Annotated in this window: 22 protein-coding genes; 10 read left to right on the forward strand and 12 right to left on the reverse strand. The window is 62.3% G+C overall.

Annotated elements, in window-relative coordinates; all coding sequences use genetic code 11:
- Nucleotides 1-145 precede the first annotated feature (145 nt).
- The 4 genes from AC1RQ9_RS15825 to AC1RQ9_RS15840 all read right to left on the reverse strand — a co-directional run bounded on the left by AC1RQ9_RS15825 (nt 146) and on the right by AC1RQ9_RS15840 (nt 5314).
- Entirely contained in the window at nt 146-2380 is a 2235-nt protein-coding gene (locus tag AC1RQ9_RS15825) for an FUSC family protein (RefSeq protein WP_485987741.1), read from the reverse strand.
- A gap of 134 nt (nt 2381-2514) precedes the next feature.
- Entirely contained in the window at nt 2515-3045 is a 531-nt protein-coding gene (locus AC1RQ9_RS15830) for an adenine phosphoribosyltransferase (RefSeq protein WP_176642901.1), read from the reverse strand.
- Between the two features lie 184 nt (nt 3046-3229).
- Nucleotides 3230-4522, reverse strand: a complete 1293-nt coding sequence (locus tag AC1RQ9_RS15835) for a multidrug effflux MFS transporter (protein ID WP_485987743.1) — start codon at nt 4520-4522, stop codon at nt 3230-3232.
- An 87-nt stretch (nt 4523-4609) separates the two neighbouring features.
- Complete coding sequence (locus AC1RQ9_RS15840) at nt 4610-5314, reverse strand: TVP38/TMEM64 family protein (RefSeq protein ID WP_485987745.1); 705 nt, start codon at nt 5312-5314, stop codon at nt 4610-4612.
- Nucleotides 5315-5431: 117 nt separating this feature from the next.
- On the opposite strand from AC1RQ9_RS15840, the gene AC1RQ9_RS15845 reads away from it, so the two are divergent.
- A complete protein-coding gene (locus tag AC1RQ9_RS15845; RefSeq protein ID WP_193733192.1) occupies nt 5432-6502 on the forward strand; it encodes a COX15/CtaA family protein in 1071 nt (356 codons plus the stop codon).
- Nucleotides 6503-6549: 47 nt separating this feature from the next.
- On the opposite strand, the gene AC1RQ9_RS15850 is transcribed toward AC1RQ9_RS15845, so the two are convergent.
- Nucleotides 6550-8007, reverse strand: a complete 1458-nt coding sequence (locus AC1RQ9_RS15850; protein WP_485987747.1) for an ArnT family glycosyltransferase — start codon at nt 8005-8007, stop codon at nt 6550-6552.
- 411 nt (nt 8008-8418) lie between these two features.
- On the opposite strand from AC1RQ9_RS15850, the gene AC1RQ9_RS15855 reads away from it, so the two are divergent.
- A complete protein-coding gene (locus AC1RQ9_RS15855) occupies nt 8419-9000 on the forward strand; it encodes a hypothetical protein (RefSeq protein WP_485987749.1) in 582 nt (193 codons plus the stop codon).
- 23 nt (nt 9001-9023) lie between these two features.
- Here AC1RQ9_RS15855 and hemH read toward each other — a convergent pair whose 3' ends face one another.
- From hemH to mutY, 3 genes are all read right to left on the reverse strand, one after another.
- A complete protein-coding gene (hemH, locus tag AC1RQ9_RS15860) occupies nt 9024-10091 on the reverse strand; it encodes a ferrochelatase (RefSeq protein ID WP_193733189.1) in 1068 nt (355 codons plus the stop codon).
- A gap of 79 nt (nt 10092-10170) precedes the next feature.
- The gene (locus tag AC1RQ9_RS15865) at nt 10171-10296 is read right to left on the reverse strand and encodes a hypothetical protein (RefSeq protein ID WP_485987764.1); all 126 of its coding nucleotides are present in this window, start codon (nt 10294-10296) and stop codon (nt 10171-10173) included.
- A gap of 53 nt (nt 10297-10349) precedes the next feature.
- Entirely contained in the window at nt 10350-11510 is a 1161-nt protein-coding gene (gene mutY, locus AC1RQ9_RS15870) for an A/G-specific adenine glycosylase (RefSeq protein WP_485987762.1), read from the reverse strand.
- Between mutY and AC1RQ9_RS15875 the strand changes: the two genes are divergently transcribed.
- Together AC1RQ9_RS15875 and AC1RQ9_RS15880 are read left to right on the forward strand one after the other, a co-directional pair.
- Nucleotides 11509-11934, forward strand: a complete 426-nt coding sequence (locus tag AC1RQ9_RS15875; protein WP_485987751.1) for a DciA family protein — start codon at nt 11509-11511, stop codon at nt 11932-11934. The two genes, mutY and AC1RQ9_RS15875, sit on opposite strands and share 2 nt — an antisense overlap.
- A 279-nt stretch (nt 11935-12213) precedes the next feature.
- Nucleotides 12214-12534, forward strand: a complete 321-nt coding sequence (locus AC1RQ9_RS15880) for a hypothetical protein (RefSeq protein ID WP_485987752.1) — start codon at nt 12214-12216, stop codon at nt 12532-12534.
- Here AC1RQ9_RS15880 and AC1RQ9_RS15885 read toward each other — a convergent pair.
- From AC1RQ9_RS15885 to AC1RQ9_RS15895, 3 genes are read right to left on the reverse strand one after another with little or no spacing between them, the layout of a single operon-like run.
- Nucleotides 12531-13154 (reverse strand): phosphoribosylanthranilate isomerase, encoded by a 624-nt coding sequence (locus AC1RQ9_RS15885; protein WP_485987753.1) that lies wholly within the window; start codon nt 13152-13154, stop codon nt 12531-12533. The genes AC1RQ9_RS15880 and AC1RQ9_RS15885 overlap by 4 nt on opposite strands.
- 20 nt (nt 13155-13174) lie before the next feature.
- The gene (gene pyrF, locus AC1RQ9_RS15890) at nt 13175-13882 is read right to left on the reverse strand and encodes an orotidine-5'-phosphate decarboxylase (protein WP_193733186.1); all 708 of its coding nucleotides are present in this window, start codon (nt 13880-13882) and stop codon (nt 13175-13177) included.
- Nucleotides 13883-13938: 56 nt separating this feature from the next.
- Nucleotides 13939-14361 carry a LapA family protein gene (locus AC1RQ9_RS15895; protein ID WP_485987754.1) on the reverse strand — a complete coding sequence of 141 codons (423 nt, stop codon included), beginning with the start codon at nt 14359-14361 and terminating at the stop codon, nt 13939-13941.
- 144 nt (nt 14362-14505) lie between these two features.
- On the opposite strand from AC1RQ9_RS15895, the gene AC1RQ9_RS15900 reads away from it, so the two are divergent.
- From AC1RQ9_RS15900 to AC1RQ9_RS15915, 4 genes are all read left to right on the forward strand, one after another.
- Nucleotides 14506-14790 carry a hypothetical protein gene (locus AC1RQ9_RS15900; protein WP_485987755.1) on the forward strand — a complete coding sequence of 95 codons (285 nt, stop codon included), beginning with the start codon at nt 14506-14508 and terminating at the stop codon, nt 14788-14790.
- A gap of 293 nt (nt 14791-15083) precedes the next feature.
- Nucleotides 15084-16490, forward strand: coding sequence for a M20/M25/M40 family metallo-hydrolase (locus AC1RQ9_RS15905; RefSeq protein ID WP_485987757.1), 1407 nt, complete (start codon nt 15084-15086; stop codon nt 16488-16490).
- Nucleotides 16483-17472, forward strand: a complete 990-nt coding sequence (gene pdxA / locus AC1RQ9_RS15910) for a 4-hydroxythreonine-4-phosphate dehydrogenase PdxA (RefSeq protein ID WP_485987758.1) — start codon at nt 16483-16485, stop codon at nt 17470-17472. The genes AC1RQ9_RS15905 and pdxA overlap by 8 nt, the downstream gene beginning before the upstream one ends.
- A complete protein-coding gene (locus AC1RQ9_RS15915; RefSeq protein ID WP_485987759.1) occupies nt 17469-18215 on the forward strand; it encodes a pyridoxine 5'-phosphate synthase in 747 nt (248 codons plus the stop codon). The genes pdxA and AC1RQ9_RS15915 overlap by 4 nt, the downstream gene beginning before the upstream one ends.
- Nucleotides 18216-18301: 86 nt before the next feature.
- On the opposite strand, the gene tldD is transcribed toward AC1RQ9_RS15915, so the two are convergent.
- Nucleotides 18302-19762 carry a metalloprotease TldD gene (gene tldD, locus AC1RQ9_RS15920; protein ID WP_485987760.1) on the reverse strand — a complete coding sequence of 487 codons (1461 nt, stop codon included), beginning with the start codon at nt 19760-19762 and terminating at the stop codon, nt 18302-18304.
- Between the two features lie 549 nt (nt 19763-20311).
- Between tldD and treF the strand changes: the two genes are divergently transcribed.
- Nucleotides 20312-22852, forward strand: coding sequence for an alpha,alpha-trehalase TreF (gene treF, locus AC1RQ9_RS15925; RefSeq protein ID WP_485987763.1), 2541 nt, complete (start codon nt 20312-20314; stop codon nt 22850-22852).
- A 343-nt stretch (nt 22853-23195) separates the two neighbouring features.
- The coding region (locus tag AC1RQ9_RS15930) for a phosphatase PAP2 family protein (protein WP_485987761.1) at nt 23196-23859 on the forward strand (664 nt) is incomplete at its 3' end.

Genomic DNA, 23859 nt, shown 5'->3' on the forward strand with positions numbered 1-23859 from the left:
GAAACAATCCGTTGGTAAAGGAGTAAAAGTTTTTGGGTGCCACCTTTTTTAAAAAAGGCGGCGTTCTTTGAGGCTTTTTGAAAAAGCTTCACCAAAAACTTCTTTATAATCCGTCCAACAGCACCATGCGCATGCCAGGGCGTATTCAGGCCATGACCGGGTCAAGATAGGGGCTGGAGGCGTCAAAGAACTTCTGGTTGTGATCCAGTTCATAGGAAATCACGTACAGGCAGGTTAACGCACTGTCGATTTCCAGCCGCACACCCAGATTATCCGCCTGCCCCGCTATCTGCTGCAGGTGGGCAATGGCGAATTTGGCAGATCGCGCTGTGCGGCCGTAATGCCCCCCGTACCGTCCACTGAACTGCGCCATGCGCCCCATCATGTCGCCTACGACACGCTGGGCTTCAGGCGGCAGCATATGGCGTTCCAGAATCGCACGCAGGCGGATGACATTCAGCCCGATCGTCATGGCAGACAGGATGCCCTGCAGATATGCATCGATAATCGTATCCGGCGTGTTTTCAGCATTGGTCAGCAGGCGGACAAAGCGGTCCACATTATGTTCGACCACATACAGCGTGGTTGGCAGGTTGCGCGCGCGCGCGACATAGCGCAGTCCGCGCAGGATGCCGGTACGCATCTGCCAGCGCATATCGTTCGTATCGAACGGCAGGACCAGCCTGAAGGACCACATGGCGTACCACAGCCCCAGCACAAGCGGCATGGCGGTATTGAAGAACGCCACTTCATCCAGTCGCGACTGGTTGCCCGGCCCCAGCAGGATGGGCAGGAACAGGTTGTACGAAACCGCCCCCAGCACCAGCGCGGGATAGGCAAAGGCCAGCCCCCCAGCCAGCATGGGCAGGAACAGGCACACGGCCATGATTTCATACGTGGTGGGTTCCGCCAGGCGCCACAGCACCAGCACCCCCGCCATGACCGAGGCAATGATCGCCCCCCCAAGGAACGCCCGCGTGGCCAGCGCCGGTTTTTCCAGCGTGGAGAACAGGCTGCATACGATCGAGACGAACATCATGAACGTCAGCCCCGACGACCACGCCGTGGTGACCCAGATCAGGCCCGACCCGAAAATGGTGACCGACGCGCGCAGGCTGTTGGTAAAGGCCTGCTGCCAGTCACGAAAGGTCTTGAGCCGGTAATGGAAATGGTCATGCAGCAGCGGATGACGGCTGGCGTCAAACTGGATCAGTGCCTGTTCCAGTTCATCCAGTATTTCACCCAGCGCATAGTTGAGCATGCGCTGCTGCGACAGCATCCGCACCAGTTGCGGATCCACGGGGGCGCTGCCGGGACTGCCCATTTCCTCATCCAGTGAATCCGCCACGCTCTGCCGGCACGATGCCTGCAGCGCCGCCAGGCGGGAAAGGACGGGATGGATGTCATCACTGGATTCAATCTGTGACGCCATATCCTTGAGGAAGGCCTCCACCTCGCTTGAGGTCGCAGCGAAAGCGGCATCGGGCATCCCGCACGGCCCCTGCATCAGGGCGGCAAGATCCAGCCCGCGCGACAGCAGCATGGCCACCCGTGCCAGCGCGGCACGTGCATGGTCGCCCTCGTGCCCGCGATGGGATCCCATCTCCACTTCAGCAAATTCGATCTGGTCACTCAGCGTGGTGATGTTGGAAAAGACCCCGCGCGCCTTTTTCAGGACCTGCGTATCCCCTGACAGCAGGCCGGCCAGGGTCTGGGCCGCCCCGTTGATCGCGGTCAGGAAATTGGCGGCCAGGCGGTCCTGCGCGCGCTCTTCCAGCTTGAACTGGAACAGGGAGGAGACGGTACTCTCCAGCACGATGCCCAGCACGATATAGGTCGCACGCGCCATGGCCGTCATGAAGATATGTTCGGGATCGGCAATCCCGTCTAGCGAGATGATGGCATAGGTAAAGCCGCTCGCGCGCATGCCGTGGATACGGTAATTGGTCATGGTCGCGGGACCGGGCAGCAATGTCCCGATAAAGCAGAACGTGCCGATCCCGATCGCCAGCATGAGAATGAACATGAGCGGCGCCTGTGGAAAGGCCGCTACCAGCAGCACGGCACAGATCGTGCCAACCACCATGCCAAACAGGTGCCATCGCGCCTTGGCGACACTCTTGCCACGCGTACCCTGCGCCACCATCCAGACCGTCAGCGCCGCCCATTGCGGGCTGCCCAGTTCCCACCACAGGGCAATGCCCAGCGCGACAAGCGAGGTGATGGTGGTCCGCAGCGCGTAGCCGAAGGTAAAGATGCCGGGCGCGTAAAGCCAGCGCAGGTGATCCTGGCGCAGGGTCATGCCCGGCGGCCACAGTCGCCTGAAAAAGCCACGGACCTGATTGCTGAAACGGATCAGGGAAAGCTCAAGACCTTTCATCCCGGCGTTAAGCCCCCCTGTTCAGATACAATCCATCCACACTGTACATCATACCGCCCACGCGCACAGGCCGACAGCCCGATGACTGCATGCGAGACAGTGCCTGCCGCATACCGCGCGCCCGGCGTTGCCGGTTACTCGTCGTAGGAGACGAGGGTCCTGACCGGCACATCCAGCCGGTCACGCCCGCCAAGCCCGGTCAGTTCGATCATGGTGGCAGCCCCCACGACATCCGCACCCACCTTGCGCAGCAGGGAGACGGACGCCACCAGCGTGCCACCCGTGGCCAGCAGGTCATCCATCACCACCACGCGCTGTCCCGGCTGGATCGCATCCGCCTGGATATGCAGCGAATCGGATCCGTATTCCAGATCATAGCTGTGGGATACCGTCTTGCCCGGCAGCTTGCCGGGCTTGCGCAGCATGACCAGTCCGCAGCCAAGGCGGCTGGCCAGCGGGGCCGCCGTCAGGAACCCGCGCGATTCGATGGCTGCCAGCATGTCCGGCGCCCACGGCGCCACCGCCGCCGCCAGACGCCCCATGGCGATCTGCCATGCATCCGCATTCCGCATCAGGGTCGAAATATCGTAGAACAGGATCCCGGGCTTGGGAAAATCCGGGATGTTACGGATGTATTGTTTCAGGTCGATCTTGGCAGTCGTCATGATCGGTGCGCAGTCCCCGTTGGGTGGTCATACAGATCCGGGACATGCCTGCCCCGTTCACGAAAGTGTCGCCCCTGAGGACGGCCCCCCGCTGTAGCCGCCACACGGCGGGGCGACAACCCCAACCGGGTGCGGGGCACATGCTTTGGCGCGCCCTGACGGGCTGATGTGGCGGGAGGAGACTTTATTCCTTCCCCACCTCCGCACTACCGGGCGGGCGGGCGGGACGCAGCAGTACCATGACCAGCATGATCGCGGCCCCCATCAGCATGACACCCGCCATGGGAATGGGGGAATTGGTCGGCAGCATACCCACGAATGCCCCCGCCACGGCACCCAGCACATATTGCAGCGTGCCCACGAATGCCGATGCACTGCCCGCGAAACGCGGATGGTCAGCCAGCGCGCCCACCGTGGCATTGGGGCCGACGATGCCCGTGGTGCCCAGGGACACCATCATGGTCAGGATAAGGCACCCCATCATCCACAATGGCGGATGGCCGCCATGCTGCATGGCAAAGGCGATGACGATGGCCATGGCGGTCATGGCGATGGTCCCCACCACCGCAACCATTACCGCGATCCCAAGGATGCGGGCTGCGTCAATACGCCCCACCAGCATGCCATTCAGCTGCGACGCGCCGATCATGCACACCGCGAACACACCGAACAGCATGCCGAAATGCGCCGCCGACAGGCCGAACAGGCCACGGAACACCGATGGGGCGGCGGACAGGTAGGTAAACGACATGAAGCACGAAAAACCGGCAATCATGGCATGGGTGATGAACCCGCGATCACGCGCCAGCATCATGTACCGGCTGAACAGGGTGACGGGCGAGAACTCGCTACGGTTCTGGGGTTTCAGCGTCTCTGGCAGGACACGCCAGATCAGCAGGATACAGATCAGCCCATACACCGCCGACGCCCAGAAGATCGACCGCCATGACGCAATCGACAGCACCATGCCCCCCAGCGTGGGCGCCAGGATGGGCACGACCCCCATCACCAGCACCAGCCGCGACATGAGACGCGCGGATTCATTGCCATGCGACATGTCGCGCACGCAGGCGCTGGGAATGATCAGGCTGGCCGATGCCCCCAGCGACGCGACCAGGCGGAAAAACGAAAACGTGGGAATGTCCCGCGCCATCGCGCACCCGACCGATGCCAGCGTATAGACCAGGGTACCCACCAGCATGGGCCTGCGTCGGCCGAAACGGTCCGACAGCGGCCCCATGGTGATCTGCCCGATCGCCAGCCCCACGAACCATATGGCCAGTGTCATCTGCGCGGAACCCGCACGCCCGTGCAGCGTCGTTTCCAGTTCCGGAAAGGCAGGAAGATAGATGTCGGTCGAAACCGGGCCGACCGCAGTCAGGAACCCCAGCAGGATCGCAATCCACCCCATCGGGCGGGCTGTTGTTTCCGGCACGGGCTTTTCCGCTGAATGGCCCGCCGTTGCGGATGAGCCCATGAGGCACTCCATATTAAAAGATTGTGGGGACTAGTAGACCAGCCGGTTCCACTTTTTCACCATCTAATTACGACATGCTGCAATTCGCTATCGCGATACCCGTGCCATGTCGGGGCGCCCCATGCGCACGCGGCGCATAAGCCATAACCCCACCAGCGCGGACAGGGCAAACAGCACGACCGCCACCCCGATGCGCCATGGTCCCTGCAGCCGGATGCCCGATCCGACCAGCACGAACACGACGGTCTGTGGCAGGCTGCCCAGCAGCGTGGCCAGCATGAACGGCATGACCCGCACCCCCAGCATGCCCGACGCAAGGTTGAGAAGAAGCGCCGAGCCCACCGGCATGAGCCGCAGCGTCAGGACGGACGCGAACGGCTCGTGCCGCACAAAACCGTCCAGCCGCACCATGGTTGCCGCAAGCCGCGCGGGCATGCGCGGCCGTCCCGCCCACAGTCCCCACCCGTAGCCACACAGGCAACCGGTCACGGTCGCCAGCGTGGCCAGGACGCAGCCCGCCCCGATTCCATAGGCGGCGCCGGCAGCAAAACACACCACCTGCCGTGGCAGGCCAAACGCGCAGAACACACTGGCGGCCAGGATGAAAATCACCACGCCTTCCACCCCCGAATGCAGGGCCGGGCCAGCCGTCAGCATATGCCGCAACCCCGGCAGGCGGCCAAGGACCGCCGCAAACCCGACAAAGGCCACAAGCAGCAGCACCGGCCGGACCAGCACGCGCAACGTGGACCGGGCTGGTGGTACTGGCTGTGCGGCGTGCGGTAATATCATGCGTGCGTCCCGTTTTCCGACAGCGATCTGGTCCTTCGCGCCTAGCATCGCCTTGCAGCGGACTGCAAGGGCGGTCTAAATCCGGTTATGTCCGCATATCCTCCCCTCGGCTCCTTGATGGGCCGTACGCCCCCGTCCGCGCAGGAGCTGCGCAACCGGCAGCGTATCTCGACGTGGCTGTTTGCAATCTGCTTCATGCTTGTCGGCATGATCGCACTTGGCGGTTACACCCGCCTGACCGGGTCGGGCCTGTCCATCATGGACTGGCGGCCCATTACCGGCATGATCCCGCCCCTGAGCCACGCGGAATGGGAACGGCAGTTCGCGCTGTACAAGACCATTCCGCAATACAAGATCCTGCATGACGGATTCGGGCTTGCGGGCTTCCAGCAGATCTTCTGGGCGGAATGGACGCACCGCTTCTGGGGGCGGCTCATGGGGCTGGTCCTGCTGGTGCCCCTGGTCTGGTTTTCCATTACCGGCGCGCTGAGCCGGGGCCTGGCGCTGCGACTGGTGCTGTTTTTCGTGCTGGGCGGGCTGCAGGGCGCGATCGGGTGGTTCATGGTGGCGTCGGGCTTCAACCCGGACAGCACGGCGGTCGCCCCCGTGCGGCTGGTGCTGCACCTGTGCTGCGCCTTTGCGCTGTACATCGCCATCCTGTGGACGGCATTGTCCGTGCGGACACCGCGCCCCGCCTTCATTCCCGCCACGCCTGAAGCCGTGCGCGTTCACCGGCTGGTCTGGGCCATCTGCCTGCTGGTGGGTATCACGGTCATTGCGGGTGGCTTTACTGCGGGCACGCATGCGGGGTTTGCCTACAACACCTTCCCGCTCATGGATGGTCACCTGATCCCGTCGGGCTACGGGCGGCTGCACCCGTTCTGGCTGAACTGGTTCCAGAACATTCCCGCCGTCCAGTTCGACCACCGCCTGCTGGCAACCACCACGGCCCTTGTCATTGGCGGCACCATCGTGCTGGGGCTGCGCACGCCGCAACTGGGCCAGGATGTCCATAGCGCGCTGGCGGTACTGGGCTGGCTGGTGCTGCTGCAGTACGCACTCGGTGTGACCACGCTGCTGCTGGTGGTGCCGGTATGGGCGGGAACGGTCCACCAGACCTGTGCAGCCATCGTGCTGACAGCAGCCATCATCACCCTGCATCGCATGCGGGGGGTAGGCCGCCCGTAATACGCGGATCGATGGCGGCACGCACGCCGCCGCCGCCACCGCATCATTCATGGTGTTACGATATAAGCTGCCCCCTGCAGCCGCACATGCGTGTAGCCCGCGCGGATGATACGCCACAGGTTGGGAAACTCCCAGACATCTTCCTGTGTATCAAAGCGTGAATTACTGACGAACGCGGCGATATCGTGCCGGTCCACCACCTGTTCCAGCACCATCGCGTCATGCGTGACCGCGACGTGCTGGGAATAGTTGAAAAAATCCATCACCACCGGCTTGTGCGCCCAGTAGCACAGGGCCAGCGTCTCACACGCCACATCGCCATCAATCGCATGCACGGCGACAATCGTTTCGTTTGATGCCTCCAGGCTATGCGCGATGGTGGTCACATTGCTGCGGTAAAGGTAGGGCAGATAGGCCGGCAGGCTGACCACCACCGGCAGCAGGTTCAGCCCCATCACGCCCACAAGGAGGGTACGCACGGACATGCGGCCAGCCGTGTCCCCCGTGGTCGCCAGGCAAGACATGGCCAGGCCCGCGCACAGGGCGGCTGCGATCAGTGCTTCGAAACAGGCATTATGCGACACCCCGGTACCCGTACGCTGCACGATGGCCGATGCCACCGCCAGCAGCAGATACAGCCCCAGCAGCAGTCCGGACCGATGGCGCAGATGCCGCCACGGCACGAATGCACATGATACCATCATGCCACCCAGCCCCAGTACGTTGCCCAATCCCTTGAGCATGCCGTTCACATAGAAGATGCGTTTGTGGCCAAAGACACCCTGAATGAAATCCGGACCGAAAATGCTGTAGTACAGTCCCCCCAGCAGACACAGGGACACAAGGCATCCCCCCATCCATGAAACGGCATGACGCCAGTCGGTCAGCAGCAGCCACACAAGGACCGCCACCGGCAGGGCCAGGATATTGTGCTTGAAGGTCAGTCCCGCCACAACGACAAAGCCCGCGCAGAAAGGCCGCCATGCACCGGTCCAGCCCGGTTCACGGTCCTTGCCAAACAGCAGCATGAACCCCGCCATGATAACGGCCTGTCCCAGCCATTGCGGGTCATCCATGGCGACATAATCGCTATAGAAAACAGTTGAATAGAGCATAACCAGCAGGCCTGCGAACCATGCCCCGCCCCGTGTTCCGCCGCAGGCGAGGACAACGCGCCCCGTAGCCCAGGCACAGAAAAGCAGCGCCAGAAGCGAAATGACGCGCCCCGCCACGATCATGTCCCCCAGCAGCCAGCCAAACAACCCGACAACATAAAACGAACTGGGCGGGTAATTATTGAACACCATCTGTCCGTCCGGGGGATACAGCGGTGCATGATCCAGTCCTATGGCGCGCCGTGCCAGATACGCATTCCATCCTTCATTACTGGAAAACGATACGTGGGCAGTAATGAACGCCACGTGCGGAACAAGAAGGATAAATATGAAAAGTATTGCAATATAAAGCCATATTGATTTTTTTAAGTTAAAATTCATATCTTCCATATGGATTTTATTTTTCATGGCCGGGTTATTATATGTTATGCAAAAATGAACGAAATATGACGCATCCGGACATTTTCATGCTTCTGCGATGACAACAATCTGACCCCCTGCCCCTGATTAACGACACGTACATGCTCCCCATCCTGACCTGAACGGGGCCGCATGGATACTGTTAGAATGCGCCATAACAATTTCATATATTACGCCTGCCATTTTTTATGGTGTCATGCCCCGTTGCACGGGTGCAGACCGGATGAAAGATAACCATATGAGGCATAGCCGCCCGCGACCGGACGGCAGGGATCGGGCACCCCTAACACCGGGGGGCAATCGGGTCCCGTGGCACGCCACGTCTTTTCCAGATGGATGATTTTCTGCGATACATCGCATTCAGATATGCAGGAATGGAACATGCTCAAGCTGAAACATGTCGTGACGGGTACGCTGCTGGCACTGATCGCATGCGGCCCAGTCGCCCATGCCGAACCGCATGGCGGGGGCGGGGGCGGTGGCGGTCGTGGCGGCGGGGGCTGGCACGGTGGCGGCGGTCGCGGCTATGGCGGCGGCTGGCATGATGAAGGCCGGGGCGGCGGCAGGTGGCGCGGCGGCGGTTGGGGCTGGGGTGGATGGAGCGGTGGCTACTATCCCTATTACCCCGTCTATGGTGGCTGGGGTTATCCGTGGGGCGGATGGGGCTGGGGTGGCGGCTGGAGATGGGGCTGGGGCGGTTACGCCATGGCCCCTGCCATGGGGGCCGCCGCAGCCGGTGCCAGCTATCAGGCGGCACCCGAAATCTATAACGGCACGGGCAATAACGCACCGGAAGATGATTCCGTCTATGACAAGGACCTGTCCACGCTTGTAACCGACCAGACCGCCCCATCCCGGCAGGGACAACCGGCCACCGGCCAGCCTGCCCCCGCCAGCAGGCCCGTCACCTGCCCGCGTGGTCAGGTCTATAATACCCTGACCGAAAGCTGCGACCGGCCTTAAGGCCGGTCCTGGCGACGCACGCCTTAACCTGGGGTGACGGACGCGGTATCCATGCCCGCACGGGGCAGCCAGCCCCCCAGTTCCTGCCGCACAAGGGCTTCCAGCAGGTCAATGGCGTCAGGGGAGTCATTCAGGCACGGAATCAGCGCCAGTTCCTTGCCGCCTGCCTTGACGAAAGCATCGCCCGCTTCGTTGCCGATTTCATCCAGCGTTTCGATACAGTCGGAAATGAAGCCCGGCGTGATGACGGCAATACGCTCGATCCCGCGCGCGGGCAGCGATTCGATGAAGGGCGCGGTGTAAGGCTCCAGCCACTTCGCCGGGCCAAAACGTGACTGGAAGGTCAGCGGCATCATCTGTTCATCATACCCCATGGCGCGGCGCAGCGCCGTGATGGTGCGCTGACAGTCGGCCGCATAGGTATCGCCCTTTTCCACATAGATTTTCGGCAATCCGTGAAAAGATGCCACGATCATCTGCGGCTTGAAATCCAGCGAGGCGAGACGCGCCGAGATGGATCGGCCGAGGGCCGCGATATAGGCGGGATGGTCGGGGAACGGCGGTAGCGTGCGGATGGCGGGCTGGTTACGCATGCGCATGAGCACACGGAACGCCTGGTCATTGGCCGTTGCGGTCGTCGTGGCGCTGTACTGGGGATAAAGTGGCGCGAGCAGGATCCTGTCGCAGCCCTGCGCCACCAGGTCATGCAGCGCCTGTTTTATGGAAGGCTGGCCGTAGCGCATGCCCCAGGCCACCGGCACATCGTCTGCCGCCAGCCGCGCGCCGAGCTGCTCCGCCTGTTCACGGGTATAGGTGCGTAACGGGCTTTCATCACGGTCATGATGCCAGATCCGGTGATAGGCCTCCCCCGATTTGCGGGGGCGGAAGGTCAGCACCGGCCCGTACAGGATGGGTTTCCAGATCAGGGGACTGGCCTCGATGATGCGCCGGTCCGACAGGAATTCCGCCAGATAACGACGCACCGCGCCATAGCCGGTGCCATCCGGGGTGCCCAGATTGCTCAGCAGCACCCCGGTTCGCGACGGGGCATTTTCATGCCGCGCTGCACGATTTACGGTAATGAATGTCATGCAACGGCTGCTACATGAAGCCGTTCGTGTATGCAAAGAAACAGGCGGACATACCCGTTACCCTGCCACATGCTGCCTATTAGCGGCGGGTCCGCACACGGACCGGCTGAAGCGCACGTGCCGGTGCACGCAGGTAACATGCCACGCCAGCAAGCCCCAGCAGGGCGACAACGGGGGAAAGCATCTGGACAAAAGTGAACATCACGGTCCCTTTCCTGATCGGACAGCTACCAGTCAACCGCGCGTTTCGTGCCCGCGTCAATCAAAAATATTACTGTCCCGTGCCAGTTCCACGCATTTACGCATTAATGATGGCAGCGCCACATCGTCGCAATCCACGTCATGAATGATCCCCTCCGCCCCTACCAGACTGTTGGGAAAGGTGGATATGCGGGCCGCATAGACATCGACCAGCAACGTGAAATGGGTAAAGACATGCTTCACCTGCCCGACCCGCAGCCAGTTGACGCGCAGCCGGGGTGCGGCGGGCGCATGCTCAAGCGCCTCCGCCTGCGGCCATGGCGCATCGCGCCAGTGCGGACCGGGCAGGCCCATCATGCCGCCCAGCAATCCTTTTTCTGGCCGCCTGACCAGCAGGATATTTCCTGCTGCATCCACCATGCAGAAATGCACGCCATGGCGCACCGGCCGCGCCACCTTTGGCGCGCGACGGGGCAGGCTGGCCGCGATTCCCTGCCGGTTTCCTGCACAGGCCTCACGCCACGGACACAATACGCACGCGGGCGTACGCGGCGTGCAGATCCCGGCACCAAGGTCAAACAGGGCCTGCGCGAAATCGGATGGACGGGCAATGGCCTGCCGGTCCGTATTCAGCGTGGTGGCCTGCCGGGCAATGGCCTTGCGCGATCCGGGCAGCGGATCGGTCATGGCGAACAGCCGCGCCGTAACGCGTTCCACATTGCCATCCACCGGCACGACCGGGCGGCCAAAGGCGATGGCAGCGATGGCAGCAGCGGTATAGGCCCCGATTCCCGGCAGTTCCAGCAGCCCTGCCACCGTATCGGGAAAGCGACCGCCATTTTCCGCCACCACCCGCGCGCAGGCATGCAGGTTGCGCGCGCGGGCGTAGTAGCCAAGCCCGGCCCACAGCGCCATCACCCGGTCCTGCGGCGCGCGGGCCAGGGCCGTTACATCGGGAAAGGCGTCCAGAAAACGCTCGAAATAGGGAATGACCGCTGTAACCGTGGTCTGTTGCAGCATGATTTCGCTCAGCCACACGCGATAGGGATCTGCGCTCTGGCCCGGCAGGGCGCGCCATGGCAGAGTGCGACGATGCCGGTCATACCAGCGTAACAGATCGGCAGCAGAAGGTAACACGGACCCGTTTATGACGAACCCGCCGACCCGCAGCAAGCGAAAGAATGAGACATCACCGCCCGAACCACCCCGGCGGTCCATGCGCACGCGCAGCATGGCGGCCCTGCTGCCGCATATCAGCCGCCCCGTCTTTCGCAAGCAGTCCCCCGCCGCCGTACAGGTCATGACGGACTGGCCCGATATTGTCGGCCCACACCTGGCGGGCATGACCGTACCCCGCCGCCTGAGTGCTGGCACCCTGACCGTTGCCTGCCGGGGACCGGTGGCGATGGAACTGCAGCACCTTGCCCCCACCGTCATCGCCCGCATCAACACCACCTGCGGGCAGGGCGTGGTCAAACGCCTGAAAATGGTGCAGGACCTGACTGCCGCCCCACGCATGCCCACAGCCGCGCCCCGTCGTCCACCACCGCCGCCCGTGCAGATTGACGACATGCCTGACGGACCGCTGAAGGACGCGCTGTCCCGGCTGGGTGGCTGGCTGAATACCGGTCGTGACCGGTAGGGACTGTCTGGAAAACCGGCCTTCGGCACACCCCTCAAAATTATAAAGAAGTTTTTGGTGAAGCTTTTTCCCAAAAAGCTTCAAAGAACGCCGCCTTCTTGAAAAAAGGCGGCACCCAAAAAACTTTTGTTTTTATTTATCAGTAATCTATTTTCACACAGTCCCCAGATATGGAATCCATCCTGGCCTGTCATATAATGATGTGAACCCAAGGCTGGATATCAGGCGGTCATATGCCAATATCAGTGGATACGAGATCAGGAAAAGGAACCACCCGAGATGCGTAAGTTGGCCCTGTTGCTGGCCGTGTCCATGGGACTGGTCGGCGTTCTGCCCGCCCCCGCCGCCTATGCATGGCGCGGCGGCGGATGGGGTGGGGGTTGGGGCGGTGGCTGGCACCGTGGCTGGGGCTGGGGCGGATTTGGCCTGGGCATGGCCACGGGTGCGGCGCTGGGTGTCGCGATGTCGCCTTATCGCTACCGGGGATATGGGTATGGTTATCCCTATCCGGCCTATGCCTATCCGCCGCCGCCCTATCCGGTTTATGCCTACCCGCCGCCTCCGCCACCACCGCCGCCGTATTACGGATATTACCGTTAGGCGTGGGCAGCCTGCACGAAACGGCGGATCAGTTCGGGTGACTTGACGCCGGGGGCTGACTCCACGCCGGATGAGACATCAACGGCGCGTGTCCCGCTCTGCTGTATGGCGCACTGGACATTATCGGGATTCAGCCCCCCCGCCAGAACCCACGGCACCGGGGCGCGCCATCCATGCGTCAGGGTCCAGTCAAAGGCATGGGCATTACCGCCGGGACGGTCCGATCCGGCGGGCGCACGGGATTCAACCACCAGACCATCCACCTTACAGGTTTCTGGCAGGTCATGCCGGCTTGCGATGCCCACCGCGCCCCATACCGGCAGGCCAAGGCGGGTACGGATGGCTTCGGTCCGACCCGCATCATCATAGATCTGCAACCCGTCCAGCGGTACGAGGTCCAGCACGCGGCGGATATCATCATCGGTCGGGCGGACAAACAGACCGATCCGCTTCGGGCCGTTCGCCGCCATGTCGCGCGCCAGCGTACTGGCGGCCTGCGCCGTGACATGACGCGGTGAACGACTGAAAAACACGAACCCGACCCAATCCGCCCCGGCCTGCGTGGCCGCATCCAGACCCACATGGTCACGGATACCGCAGATCTTGACCCTGACCGGCATGGTGTCGTCCCCTGCCCCGTTCAGGCCGACAGTTCGGCAGCAATCGCAGCCGCCGCCGCCGCCGGGTCTTCCGCGCGGGTGATGGGACGCCCCACCACGATCCAGTCAGCCCCCGCCGCACGGGCCTGTGCCGGGGTCATGACCCGCTTCTGGTCCCCCAATGCGCTACCGGCGGGACGGATGCCCGGCACGACCAGTACCGGCCCATCGCCCAGCGCATGGCGCAGAGGCCTAATTTCATGCGAGGAGCACACCAGCCCATCCGCCCCCGACTCCATCGCCAGCCTGCCCAGACGGACAACCTGTTCCTCCACGCTGCCGGGTACGCCCACTTCATGCAGGCCCTGCGTATCCATGCTGGTCAGCACGGTAACAGCCAGCAGCAGCGGGCGGCTGCCGGACGGAAAGGTTTCATCCACCGCCTTGCGTGCGGCCGCAATCATGGCGCGGCCGCCACTGGCGTGGATGGTCAGCATGGCAGGCCGCAGGGCAGCAAGGCTGCCAATGGCGGACGCCACGGTATTGGGGATGTCATGCAGCTTGAGATCGAGGAACAGCGGACTGTCACCCGCGGCCTTTAGCACGGCATCCAGCCCACGGGCATAGGTGAACTCCAGCCCCAGCTTGACCGCGTCCGCATGGCCTGCCGCCTGTTCGCGCCAGCGCGTGGCCTGCGCCGTATCCTTGGTATCGAGGGCGACAATCAGGCGGGTGGACCGTCCAGGCATTGGCGGTGCTCCATGGTCAGGCATGCAGGTCATGATGACGTGCGGGAATTAAGGGATCAGACGCCAGGCGGCTTTTCCGCCGTGATGGCGGGCGGTGTCTCCACGGCGGGTTCCGTCGCGACGGGTCTGGCGGCGGCCGTTGTCTGTTCCGCCTCATATGCCTTCACCATCGGGGAATTGGCCGGGGCGGATGTCAGGCCGGGGGCACGGACTGCCCCGGTATCATTTTCCGGCAGACGGGCACGCAGGGCGCGCACTTCCTGTTCCGCGCGGCGGGCGCGGCGCATCTGGCGCAGGACAACGATCCACACACTGGCGGATCCCGTGGCATACAGCAGGGCGGCAACCAGCAGCGCCAGCACGCCGGGTGATGACGTCCATTTCCATTGCAGCCATGACAGTTCCACCGGCGCCTGGTTACAGGCCGCGAAAATGATCAGTGCCACGATCACGGGCAGGGTAATGAAAAGACGTATCATGATCCCTGTTCCCTACCGCCAAGAACAGGGGGCTGCAAGAAAATCAATTCATCCGGCGCGCGGCTTGATCGCACGCAACAGGCATGGTTGCCTGTAGGTCACAGGCCATGACACGCGACAGGTCACCGGGACAGGGGCGAAACAATGGGCAAGGTTGTCGTTTTCCGGACCACGGCGCGACGTGACGAATCCTGGGCGGTTGTCGCCCGCACCGGACGCGACACGCGAATCGCCAGCATCTATCCCACACGCGCCCGCGCGGAAGCGGACTGTGAATGGCGCAGCCAGCAGGTGGCTGCCTACCGCAATTTCCTGGAACGCAATGAAATCGCGGTGCCACAGTACAGCATCCGTCCCTATCGCCGCGCGGACCTGCCACGCACGTGGCGTCCCCTGCCCGCGCTGGGGTTCCTGCATGGCGGGTGCTGACTTTTTCAATATCTAGACGTTTCACGGGCAGATCGGCCCGCGTTCCCCCATTGGGGCAAGGCCATGGCGGCCGCGTTATATCCGCCCCATCGTGGCCCTGAACACCGGAATATCCATTGCGGGACAGGCCAGGATAACAGGGATGGCAGGCCTTCCATCATGGGTGGCCATGATCCGCGCATATCTGCGGGCAGCCCCCATCGGCGGACGTGTTGCTTTTGCCCCGATAACAGGCAAAATCGTACCCGTCCCATCCGGGCTGCCTGCCGCAGTGCTGCAAAAATGGAAAGTTCATGACTGATACACCCGCTTCCCCTGCGTTCGTGCTGGAACAGGCGGACCGCACGCTTGATGACGCCCTGGCGCGGCTGTTCACGTTCCTGCGTATTCCCAGCATCTCCACCCAGCCGGAACACGCGGCGGACTGCAGGCAGGCGGCACAGTGGCTGCGCGGTGAACTCGACAGCCTCGGCTTTGACGTAACATTGCATGAAACCCCGGGTCACCCCATTCTGGTGGCGCATGACCGCACGCCGCCCGCTGGCCCGCATGTGCTGTTCTATGGCCATTACGACGTGCAGCCTGTTGATCCGCTGGAATTATGGACGACCGCCCCGTTTGAACCCGCACTGGTCACGGCGGAAGACGGGCGCAGGCAGATCACCGCGCGCGGCGCATCGGATGACAAGGGTCAGGTCATGACCTTTATCGAGGCCCTGCGCGCCATCCGTGCCACGACCGGACAGATGCCGGTGCGTATCTCGCTCCTGATCGAGGGCGAGGAGGAATGCGGTGGTCCCAGCCTGCTGCCCTTCATGGAGACGCATCGCGAGGAACTGCGCGCTGATGTCGGGCTGATCTGTGATACCGCCATGCTGCCCGGCGTGCCCGCCATCACCACCACGCTGCGCGGCATGGTGGGGGAAGAGATCCACCTGCGCTGCGCGGATCGCGACCTGCATTCGGGCATTTACGGCAACGCCGCGCGCAACCCGGCGGAACTGCTGTGCCGGGTGCTGTCCTCCATCCGCGATGACGCCACCGGTCGCGTCACCCTGCCCGGTTTCTATGCCGGCGTTCAGGATCCGCCGGAAGCCTTGCGCACGCGCTGGCGTGAAATCGCCCCTGACGACGCAACCTTCCTTGGGGATGTCGGGCTGTCGCAGCCTGCCGGGGAAAAGGGGTATACCGCCATCGAGCAGACATGGTGCCGCCCCAGTTTCGAAATCAACGGCATTTCCAGCGGTTATACCGCCGAAGGGTTCAAGACCGTGCTGCCGGGTGACGCCATGGCAAAGGTGTCATTCCGGCTGGTGGCGGGACAGGACCCGGTGCATATCCGCCAGGCCTTCTGTGCCCATGTGCGTGGCCAGTTGCCACCTGACTGCACGGTGACCTTCACGCCCTGCGGCGGGTCGGTCGCCTGCGTCGTGCCCGATGACACCTTTGGCCTGCAGCCCGCGCTGGGGGCGCTGGGGGATGAGTGGGGCACGCCCGCGGTCACCATTGGCTGTGGCGGGTCGATCCCGGTGGCGGCCGACATGCAGCGTATCCTGGGCATGTCCGCCCTGCTGGTGGGCTTCGCGCTGGATGATGACCGTGTGCATTCCCCCAACGAGAAATATGACCTGACATCCTTCCACAAGGGCATCCGGTCGTGGATCCGCATCCTGTACGCCATGGGCACGGCTGATGCCTGATACCAGCCTGCCCCTTGCCCTGACCATGGGGGACCCGGCGGGAATCGGGCCGGAAATCACAGCAGGCGCATGGCGGGCCATGCGGCAGGGCACGACACCCTTCGCGGTGCTGGGTGATGCGGGGCTGATCGGACAGCATGACGTGCCGGTGCACGAAATCGCCACCATTGCACAGGCGGCCGAAGTCTTTGCCCACGCCGTGCCGGTACTGCCGGTTGGGCTGCTGGCCCCGGTCCATGCAGGCCTGCCGGACAGCCGCAATGCCTCCGCCATCACCACATCCATCGCGCGCGCGGTGGAACTGGCCCGCAACGGGCAGGCCGCAGCCGTGGTGACCAACCCGATCAGCAAGATCGTACTGAAAAAAGCCGGTTTCGCCTATCCCGGCCATACCGAATACCTTGCTGCCCTGTGCAACGTGCCGGGGCGTGAGGTGATGATGCTGGCCTGCCCGGAACTGCGGGTCGTGCCCATTACCATCCATGTCAGCCTGCGCCGCGCGCTGGATGAGCTGAATACCAGTGCCATCATCGCCGCCACCCGCACCACCCACGCGGCCCTACAGCGTGATTTCGGCATTGCGGCACCACGTATCGCCATTGCCGGCCTGAACCCCCATGCGGGCGAGGACGGCAGCATGGGCACGGAGGAACAGACCATCATCGCCCCTGCCATCACCGCCCTGCGCGACGATGGCATGGACATAAGCGGACCCTGGCCGCCCGACACCATGTTCACGCCGCCTGCACGGGCGCGCTATGACGTGGCGATGTGCATGTACCATGACCAGGCGCTGATCCCGCTCAAGACCATCGACATGACGCAGGGGGTCAATACCACGCTGGGGCTGCCCATCATCCGCACATCACCCGATCACGGCACCGCCTTTGACATTGCAGGGCGGGGCGTGGCCGATCCGTCCAGCCTTGTCGCGGCACTGCACATGGCCATGCAGATGGCCGAACACAGGAACAGGTCATGACCACATCCCCTGCCACGCCCATCCGGCTGGGCGTCAACATCGATCATATCGCCACCGTGCGGAACGCGCGCGGTGGCACACATCCCGACCCGGTAAAGGGCGCATTGCTGGCGCAGGCATCGGGCGCGGACGGCATTACCGCCCACCTGCGCGAGGACCGTCGCCACATCCGCGATGCCGACCTGGAGCGCCTGCGCGCGGACCTGTCGATCCCGCTGAACATGGAAATGGCCGCAACCGAGGAAATGACCACCATCGCCACCCGCCTGCGCCCGCATGCGTGCTGCCTGGTGCCCGAACGGCGGCAGGAGGTCACGACCGAAGGCGGACTGGATGTGCGTGGACAGGCCAGCGAACTGGCGCCACGCATCACCCGGCTGCGTGATGCGGGAATCCGTGTCTCGCTGTTCATTGATCCCGATCCCGCACAGATCGAAACGGCGGCGCAACTGGGGGCGGCCGTGGTGGAACTGCATACGGGTGCGTATGCCGATGCCATGGATGAGGCGGCGCGCGCGATTGAACACGGCCGCCTGATGGCAGGCGCGGAACATGCCGCACGATGCGGACTGGAAGTCCATGCGGGTCATGGACTGACCTATGACAATGTCGGCCCGATTGCCGCCCTGCCGCAGGTCATGGAACTGAATATCGGGCATTTCCTGATCGGGCAGGCCATTTTTGACGGACTGCCTGCCGTGATCCGCCACATGAAGGATGTGATCGCGGCGGCACGGAAATAGAAGAAGTTTCTGGGGGAGCTTTTTTCAAAAAGCTTCGAAGAACGCCGCCTTTTTGAAAAAAGGCGGCGCCCAGAAACTTTTATCAGTCAGCCGCCTGTGCCACCTACGGTCAGGCCCGTCATCTTGAGCGTAGGCTGGCCCACACCCACCGGCACGCCCTGCCCCGACTTGCCACAGGTGCCAATACCGGGATCAAGGGCGGGTTCACCGCCAATCATGGTCACCTTGGTCATTGCATCAGCGCCATTGCCGATCAGGGTGGCCCCCCGTACGGGCGTGGTGATCTTCCCGTCCTCGATCATGTAGGCTTCGGATGCGGCAAACACGAATTTGCCCGATGTGATGTCCACCTGCCCCCCACCGAAATTGACCGCATACAGCCCGCGCTTCGTGCTGCGGATCATGTCGTCGGTCGTGGCGTCACCGCCCAGCATGATGGTGTTGGTCATGCGCGGCATGGGCGCATGGGCATAGGACTGCCGCCGTCCGTTGCCGGTGGGGGCAACACCCATGAGACGGGCATTGAGACGATCCTGCAGGTAGCCGGTCAGGATGCCGTCCTCGATCATCACGGTGCGGCCGGTGGGCGTGCCTTCGTCATCAATGGTCAGGCTGCCCCGGCGTTCGGGCAGGGTGCCGTCATCCACCACCGTCACACCGGGGGCCGCCACCCGCTTGCCCATAAGCCCGGCAAAGGCGGACGTGCCCTTGCGGTTGAAATCACCTTCCAGCCCATGGCCCACGGCTTCATGCAGCAGGATACCGGGCCAGCCGGCACCCAGCACCACTTCCATTTCCCCTGCCGGGGCAGGACGGGCATCAAGGTTGACCAGCGCCATGCGCAGGGCCTCGTCCACCGCCCCCTGCCACACCTGCGGCGACAGCAGGCGGGTATAGGAATAACGGCCACCCAGACCGTGGCCACCGCTTTCACGCCGCCCGTCCTGTTCCACCACCACCGATACGTTCATACGCACCAGCGGGCGGATATCGGCCATACGCTGCCCGTCGGGGCGGACAATCTGGATGGCCTGCCATTCCGCGGAAATGGAGGCCATGACCTGCATCACGCGCGGGTCACGCGCGCGGGCATAGGCGTCCAGTTCCGACAGCATGGCGGCGCGGGAGGCAAAGGCCCCTTCTTCCAGCGGGTTGATATCGGGATACAGGCGGTGGTTGGTCGAACGCGGCCCCACGGCCAGCGTGCCCGAACGACCCGCCCTGATCTGGCTGACGGTTTCCCCGGCCCGGCGGATCGCGCTTTCGCTTATGTCATCGGAATGGGCAAAGCCGGTTTCAGCCTCCAGCACGGCGCGCAGGCCGAAACCGGAAGACGTGTCGAAGGTGGCGGAACGGATTACCCCCTCATCCAGCGAAATCGCCTCGCTTTCACGATATTCCAGGAAAAGTTCGCCATCATCCATCCCCTCCAGCGCATGGCGAACCAGACGTTCGGCATCGGGGCGGCCAAGGCGCGCGCCCGCCCGTTCAAAAAACAGGGCATCAGTTGCAGCCAGCGGGGAAAGACCCTGAAGGAATGAGGGCATGAAACGGTGACTCCGGTTGGCGGAACAGGAATGAAAGGACATGGATGCCCGGACCCCATGGGCCGGGAGGGCAGGCAGCATAACCGGTTTTGCCCACTGGGGAAAAGCTGGTCTCTCTTCATGACAGGTACCATGCGTAAAAATGAACTTCCCTCCATCTGGAGGGTTTTCCTTTGTGGTAGGGACACAAGGCAAGGCATGGTGCGAAAATCAGGTTTTTATTATTTGGAGAAATGGCGTCTCGTGAAAGTTTCCCTCCTGTGCGGTTCTAGTCTGACCCGGTCCGCGCCCCGTCAGGCCGGGCTGTTGCTGGCCGGCCTTCTTTATACAGGTTCGCCCGCCCTGGCCCAGGCGACGCCGACCCCGTCACAGGTGGCCCCCACGGCGTCGTCCGCTGCTGTCCCCTCCTCGCCCCCCACCGGCACGGATGGGACAACAGCCGCCCCCGTTCCCCCCGCGACCGCCACTGGCGTATCAACCCAGCCGGAGGGGCAGACGGACCAGACCTATTCCGTACCAACGCCTGAACCCCTGTCGGGAAGCGGAAACATGCTGCCACCCGCCCACGCCGCGACACCGGATGCCGGGACACAGTCCCCGCCCGCACAGGCGGGCACGGCTGCCATGCCACCGGGGACCACGCCCCCCGCCGCCAGCGGAGACGGCAAGCCCCCCACCAGCACGACGGACACAGCGCCCGCCACACCCGCCGCGCCCGATGGCACGGCCCCGCCCGCGGGCAACAGCACGCCCAACCCGGCGGCGTCTCCCCCGGCTTCTGCCCCTGCCCCTGCGGGCATGCCGGCGGCAGGCGGGTCCGACCACGCCGATACCACGCCGTCCACGCCGGGTACGACCCCGGTGCAGATCGTGCACAAGGATGGCCCGGCTTCCACCGGCAGCAGTCCGGTACCGCCCGCCGATGCCCTGCTGTCCGATGCGGGCGCGCCGGCAGCACTGGTGCAGGACCTGCGTCCCCCTTCGATCGTGCTGGACGGGCTGTTCCAGGCGATTGGCGAGGCCCATATCTATACCGACGCCAAGACCGCCGCCGACGCCATTCCTGACGAAGCCCCGGCAGACCTCATGGCGGAATACAATGTCGCCAAGCTGCGGCCTGACTTCTCGCTGAAGGATTTCGTGGCGCGGCATTTCACGCTGCCCGAACGCAAGACGGTTTCCTACCAGCGCAGCCCTGATGAAAACGTGCGCGACTACATCAACGGCATGTGGGACGTCCTCAGCCGGCCGCCCGACACGCAGGTGGCGTATTCATCACAGCTTCCCCTGCCCTATACCTATGTCGTGCCTGGCGGGCGTTTCAGTGAACTGTATTACTGGGACAGCTACTTCACGATGATCGGGCTGTACGAAAACCAGAAGATCGACCTCATGCGCGACATGGTGCGCGACATGGCGTCCATGATCGACCGGTACGGCCATATTCCCAATGGCAGCCGCACCTATTACCTCAGCCGGTCGCAGGTGCCGTTCTTCTCGCTGATGGTGGACCTGCTGGCCATGCATGATGGTCAGGTGGCCTACACCACCTTCCTGCCCGAACTGCAGGCCGAATACGATTACTGGATGGACGGGCAGGATTCCGTCCCGCCCGGCGGTGCGTACCGCCATGTGGTGCGCCTGCCTGACGGTACGCTCATGAACCGCCACTGGGATGACATGGACACCCCGCGTGACGAAAGCTACCCGCAGGATATCGCCACCGCTGCCCATTCCGGCCGCCCGAAGGAAGAAGTCTATCGTGACCTGCGCGCCGGTTCGGAAACAGGGTGGGATTTCTCGTCGCGCTGGCTGGCGGACGGACATACCTTGTCCACCATCCATACCACCGACCTGCTGACGGTCGAACTGAACTGCATGATCCCGCATCTCGAGCAGACGCTGGCCCATGCCTATGAACTGAAGGGCAACAAGGACGCGGCGGCCCGCTACAACCGCCTGGCGCAGGAGCGCATCGACGCGGTGCAGCGGATCCTGTGGGATGAGCGCCGGGCCGCGTTCATTGATTATGACTGGAAGAAGGAGGAATCGACCTCCATCCTGTCAGGCGCCACCGTCGTGCCCCTGTTCATGCAGATGGCAACACCCGAGCAGGCCAAGGCCGTGTCGGAAACCGTGCGCAAGAATCTGCTCAAGGTTGGCGGCCTGATCGCCACTGAACGCAGCGGCAGCGGGCAACAGTGGGATTCACCCAACGGGTGGGCGCCCCTGCAATGGATGGCGGTCAAGGGCCTGAACCAGTACGGTTATGATGCACTGGCCAGTGATATCGCGGCCCGCTGGATGGGCCGTGTGATCGGCACGTATGAAAAATCCGGCGTGCTGCTGGAAAAATATGACGTGGTCAATCCGTTCATCAGCCCCAAGGGCGGCAAGGGCGGCGGCGAATACCCGATGCAGATCGGGTTTGGCTGGACCAATGGCACGCTGCTGGGGCTTATGAACCGCTACCCGCAAAACACCCGTGTCGTGCTTGACCGCAACCCGGCGGCGGATCAGCCATCACCACAACCCCTGCCACCGATGAATGCTTATGGCGTGCAGAGCGACACGGATGCGCTGAGCCGTTACAGCCAGCCTACCGTAACCCTGGCCCCGACCCCCGCCCTGCCGCAGATGTCGACCGTGGGGGCTAGCGCGCCGTCATCGGCCACGCAGATCCCGCCCGCTGCGCCTGCGCCACAGGCCGCGACGAATACACCGGCCGATGCACCCCCCGCATCTTCCGCCGCGCCGACCAGCACGGACCAGCATACGGACACGCCAACGCCGGAAGGGCAGCAGGCGCAACCTGCAGCACCGGTTACGCAACCATCCACAGTGGATCATGCCGCCACCACTGAAACGCCGGCAGCTTCATCTCCGGTTGAATCGAAACCGGCCGAAACACCAGCACTACCCGCGACAGATGGTACGCAAACTATTGGTAAGACGCAGGGTAGCGCAATGCCCCCGGTATCGAAGGATGCACCTGTCGCAACCCAACCCGCACAGTCCAGTCCGACGGAAAAAACTACCGCGCCTACCGACAACCCGGCGACTGGCGAAAACCCGCCCGCTTCCCATTAGGGTATTCAGGGAGCCGCCATGTCAGCGCGGCTCCCGACTTCACATTCCCTGCACTACACAAGGTCAGGCGGTCTGGGTCGCAGGTAACAATCAATGCATGGAATAAATAAAAAATATATAAAAACAATCAATAGTGCTGTGCGATGATGTTGATTAATTTGTATTTGATTTAAATTATCTTATTTTTGTAAATAAATGAAAATGAAAATGTAATTATATTTATTGATTGTCGTCGACATGGTAATTCATCTTATATTAAGAAAATAAAGATACATTTTGTTTCAAAAAGCATAATTGACATGGTCACCCTGCGCGCATAGTAGCGTTCGATCGGGAGATGAAAATGACGCCAATATTACAACGGGTATTTAAAAAACGATTTCCTGAATATAATTCAGAATATAATAAAAATACATTATCCATGGTCTGCCTGATGGCATTTTTTTCGTGTGCCATCCTGTCTTCATTTAACATGCGTTATATAGATTATAGTATAACGAGTTTTTTAAACCATCTTGCGACTAAAAGTAAATTTATAAACGCACTCCTTATGTCCATGACATATGATAGTATGACAGTCGGCATATTGATGTCTGCCATATTTTTCGTATGGTTCAAGAATAAAAACTGTAATTATAGAAAATCTATTATAACCGGAACCATTACATCTTTCCTGTCCGGCGTGCTAAGTCGCATTATTCAGTTAACCATGCCCTCTCATCTCAGGCCGCTTCATGATCCGGCCCTGCATTTGGGAACACCTTATGGGGTAGACCCACAATTATTTAACCACTGGGCCTCCTTCCCCAGCGATCATGCAGCTCTATTGGGCGGAATTTCCTATACGCTCTATCGTGCTGACCCGTTCCTGGGCATGTTATCCTTTGTATTTATATTTATGATAAATACTGTTCGTATATTTTTTGGCTATCATTTCTTCACAGACATTGCTGCCGGAACAGCACTGGGCATAACATGCGTTATTTTTTCAACGCCGTTGAACAAAA

It is taken from the genome of Komagataeibacter ossonobensis, assembly GCF_057359305.1.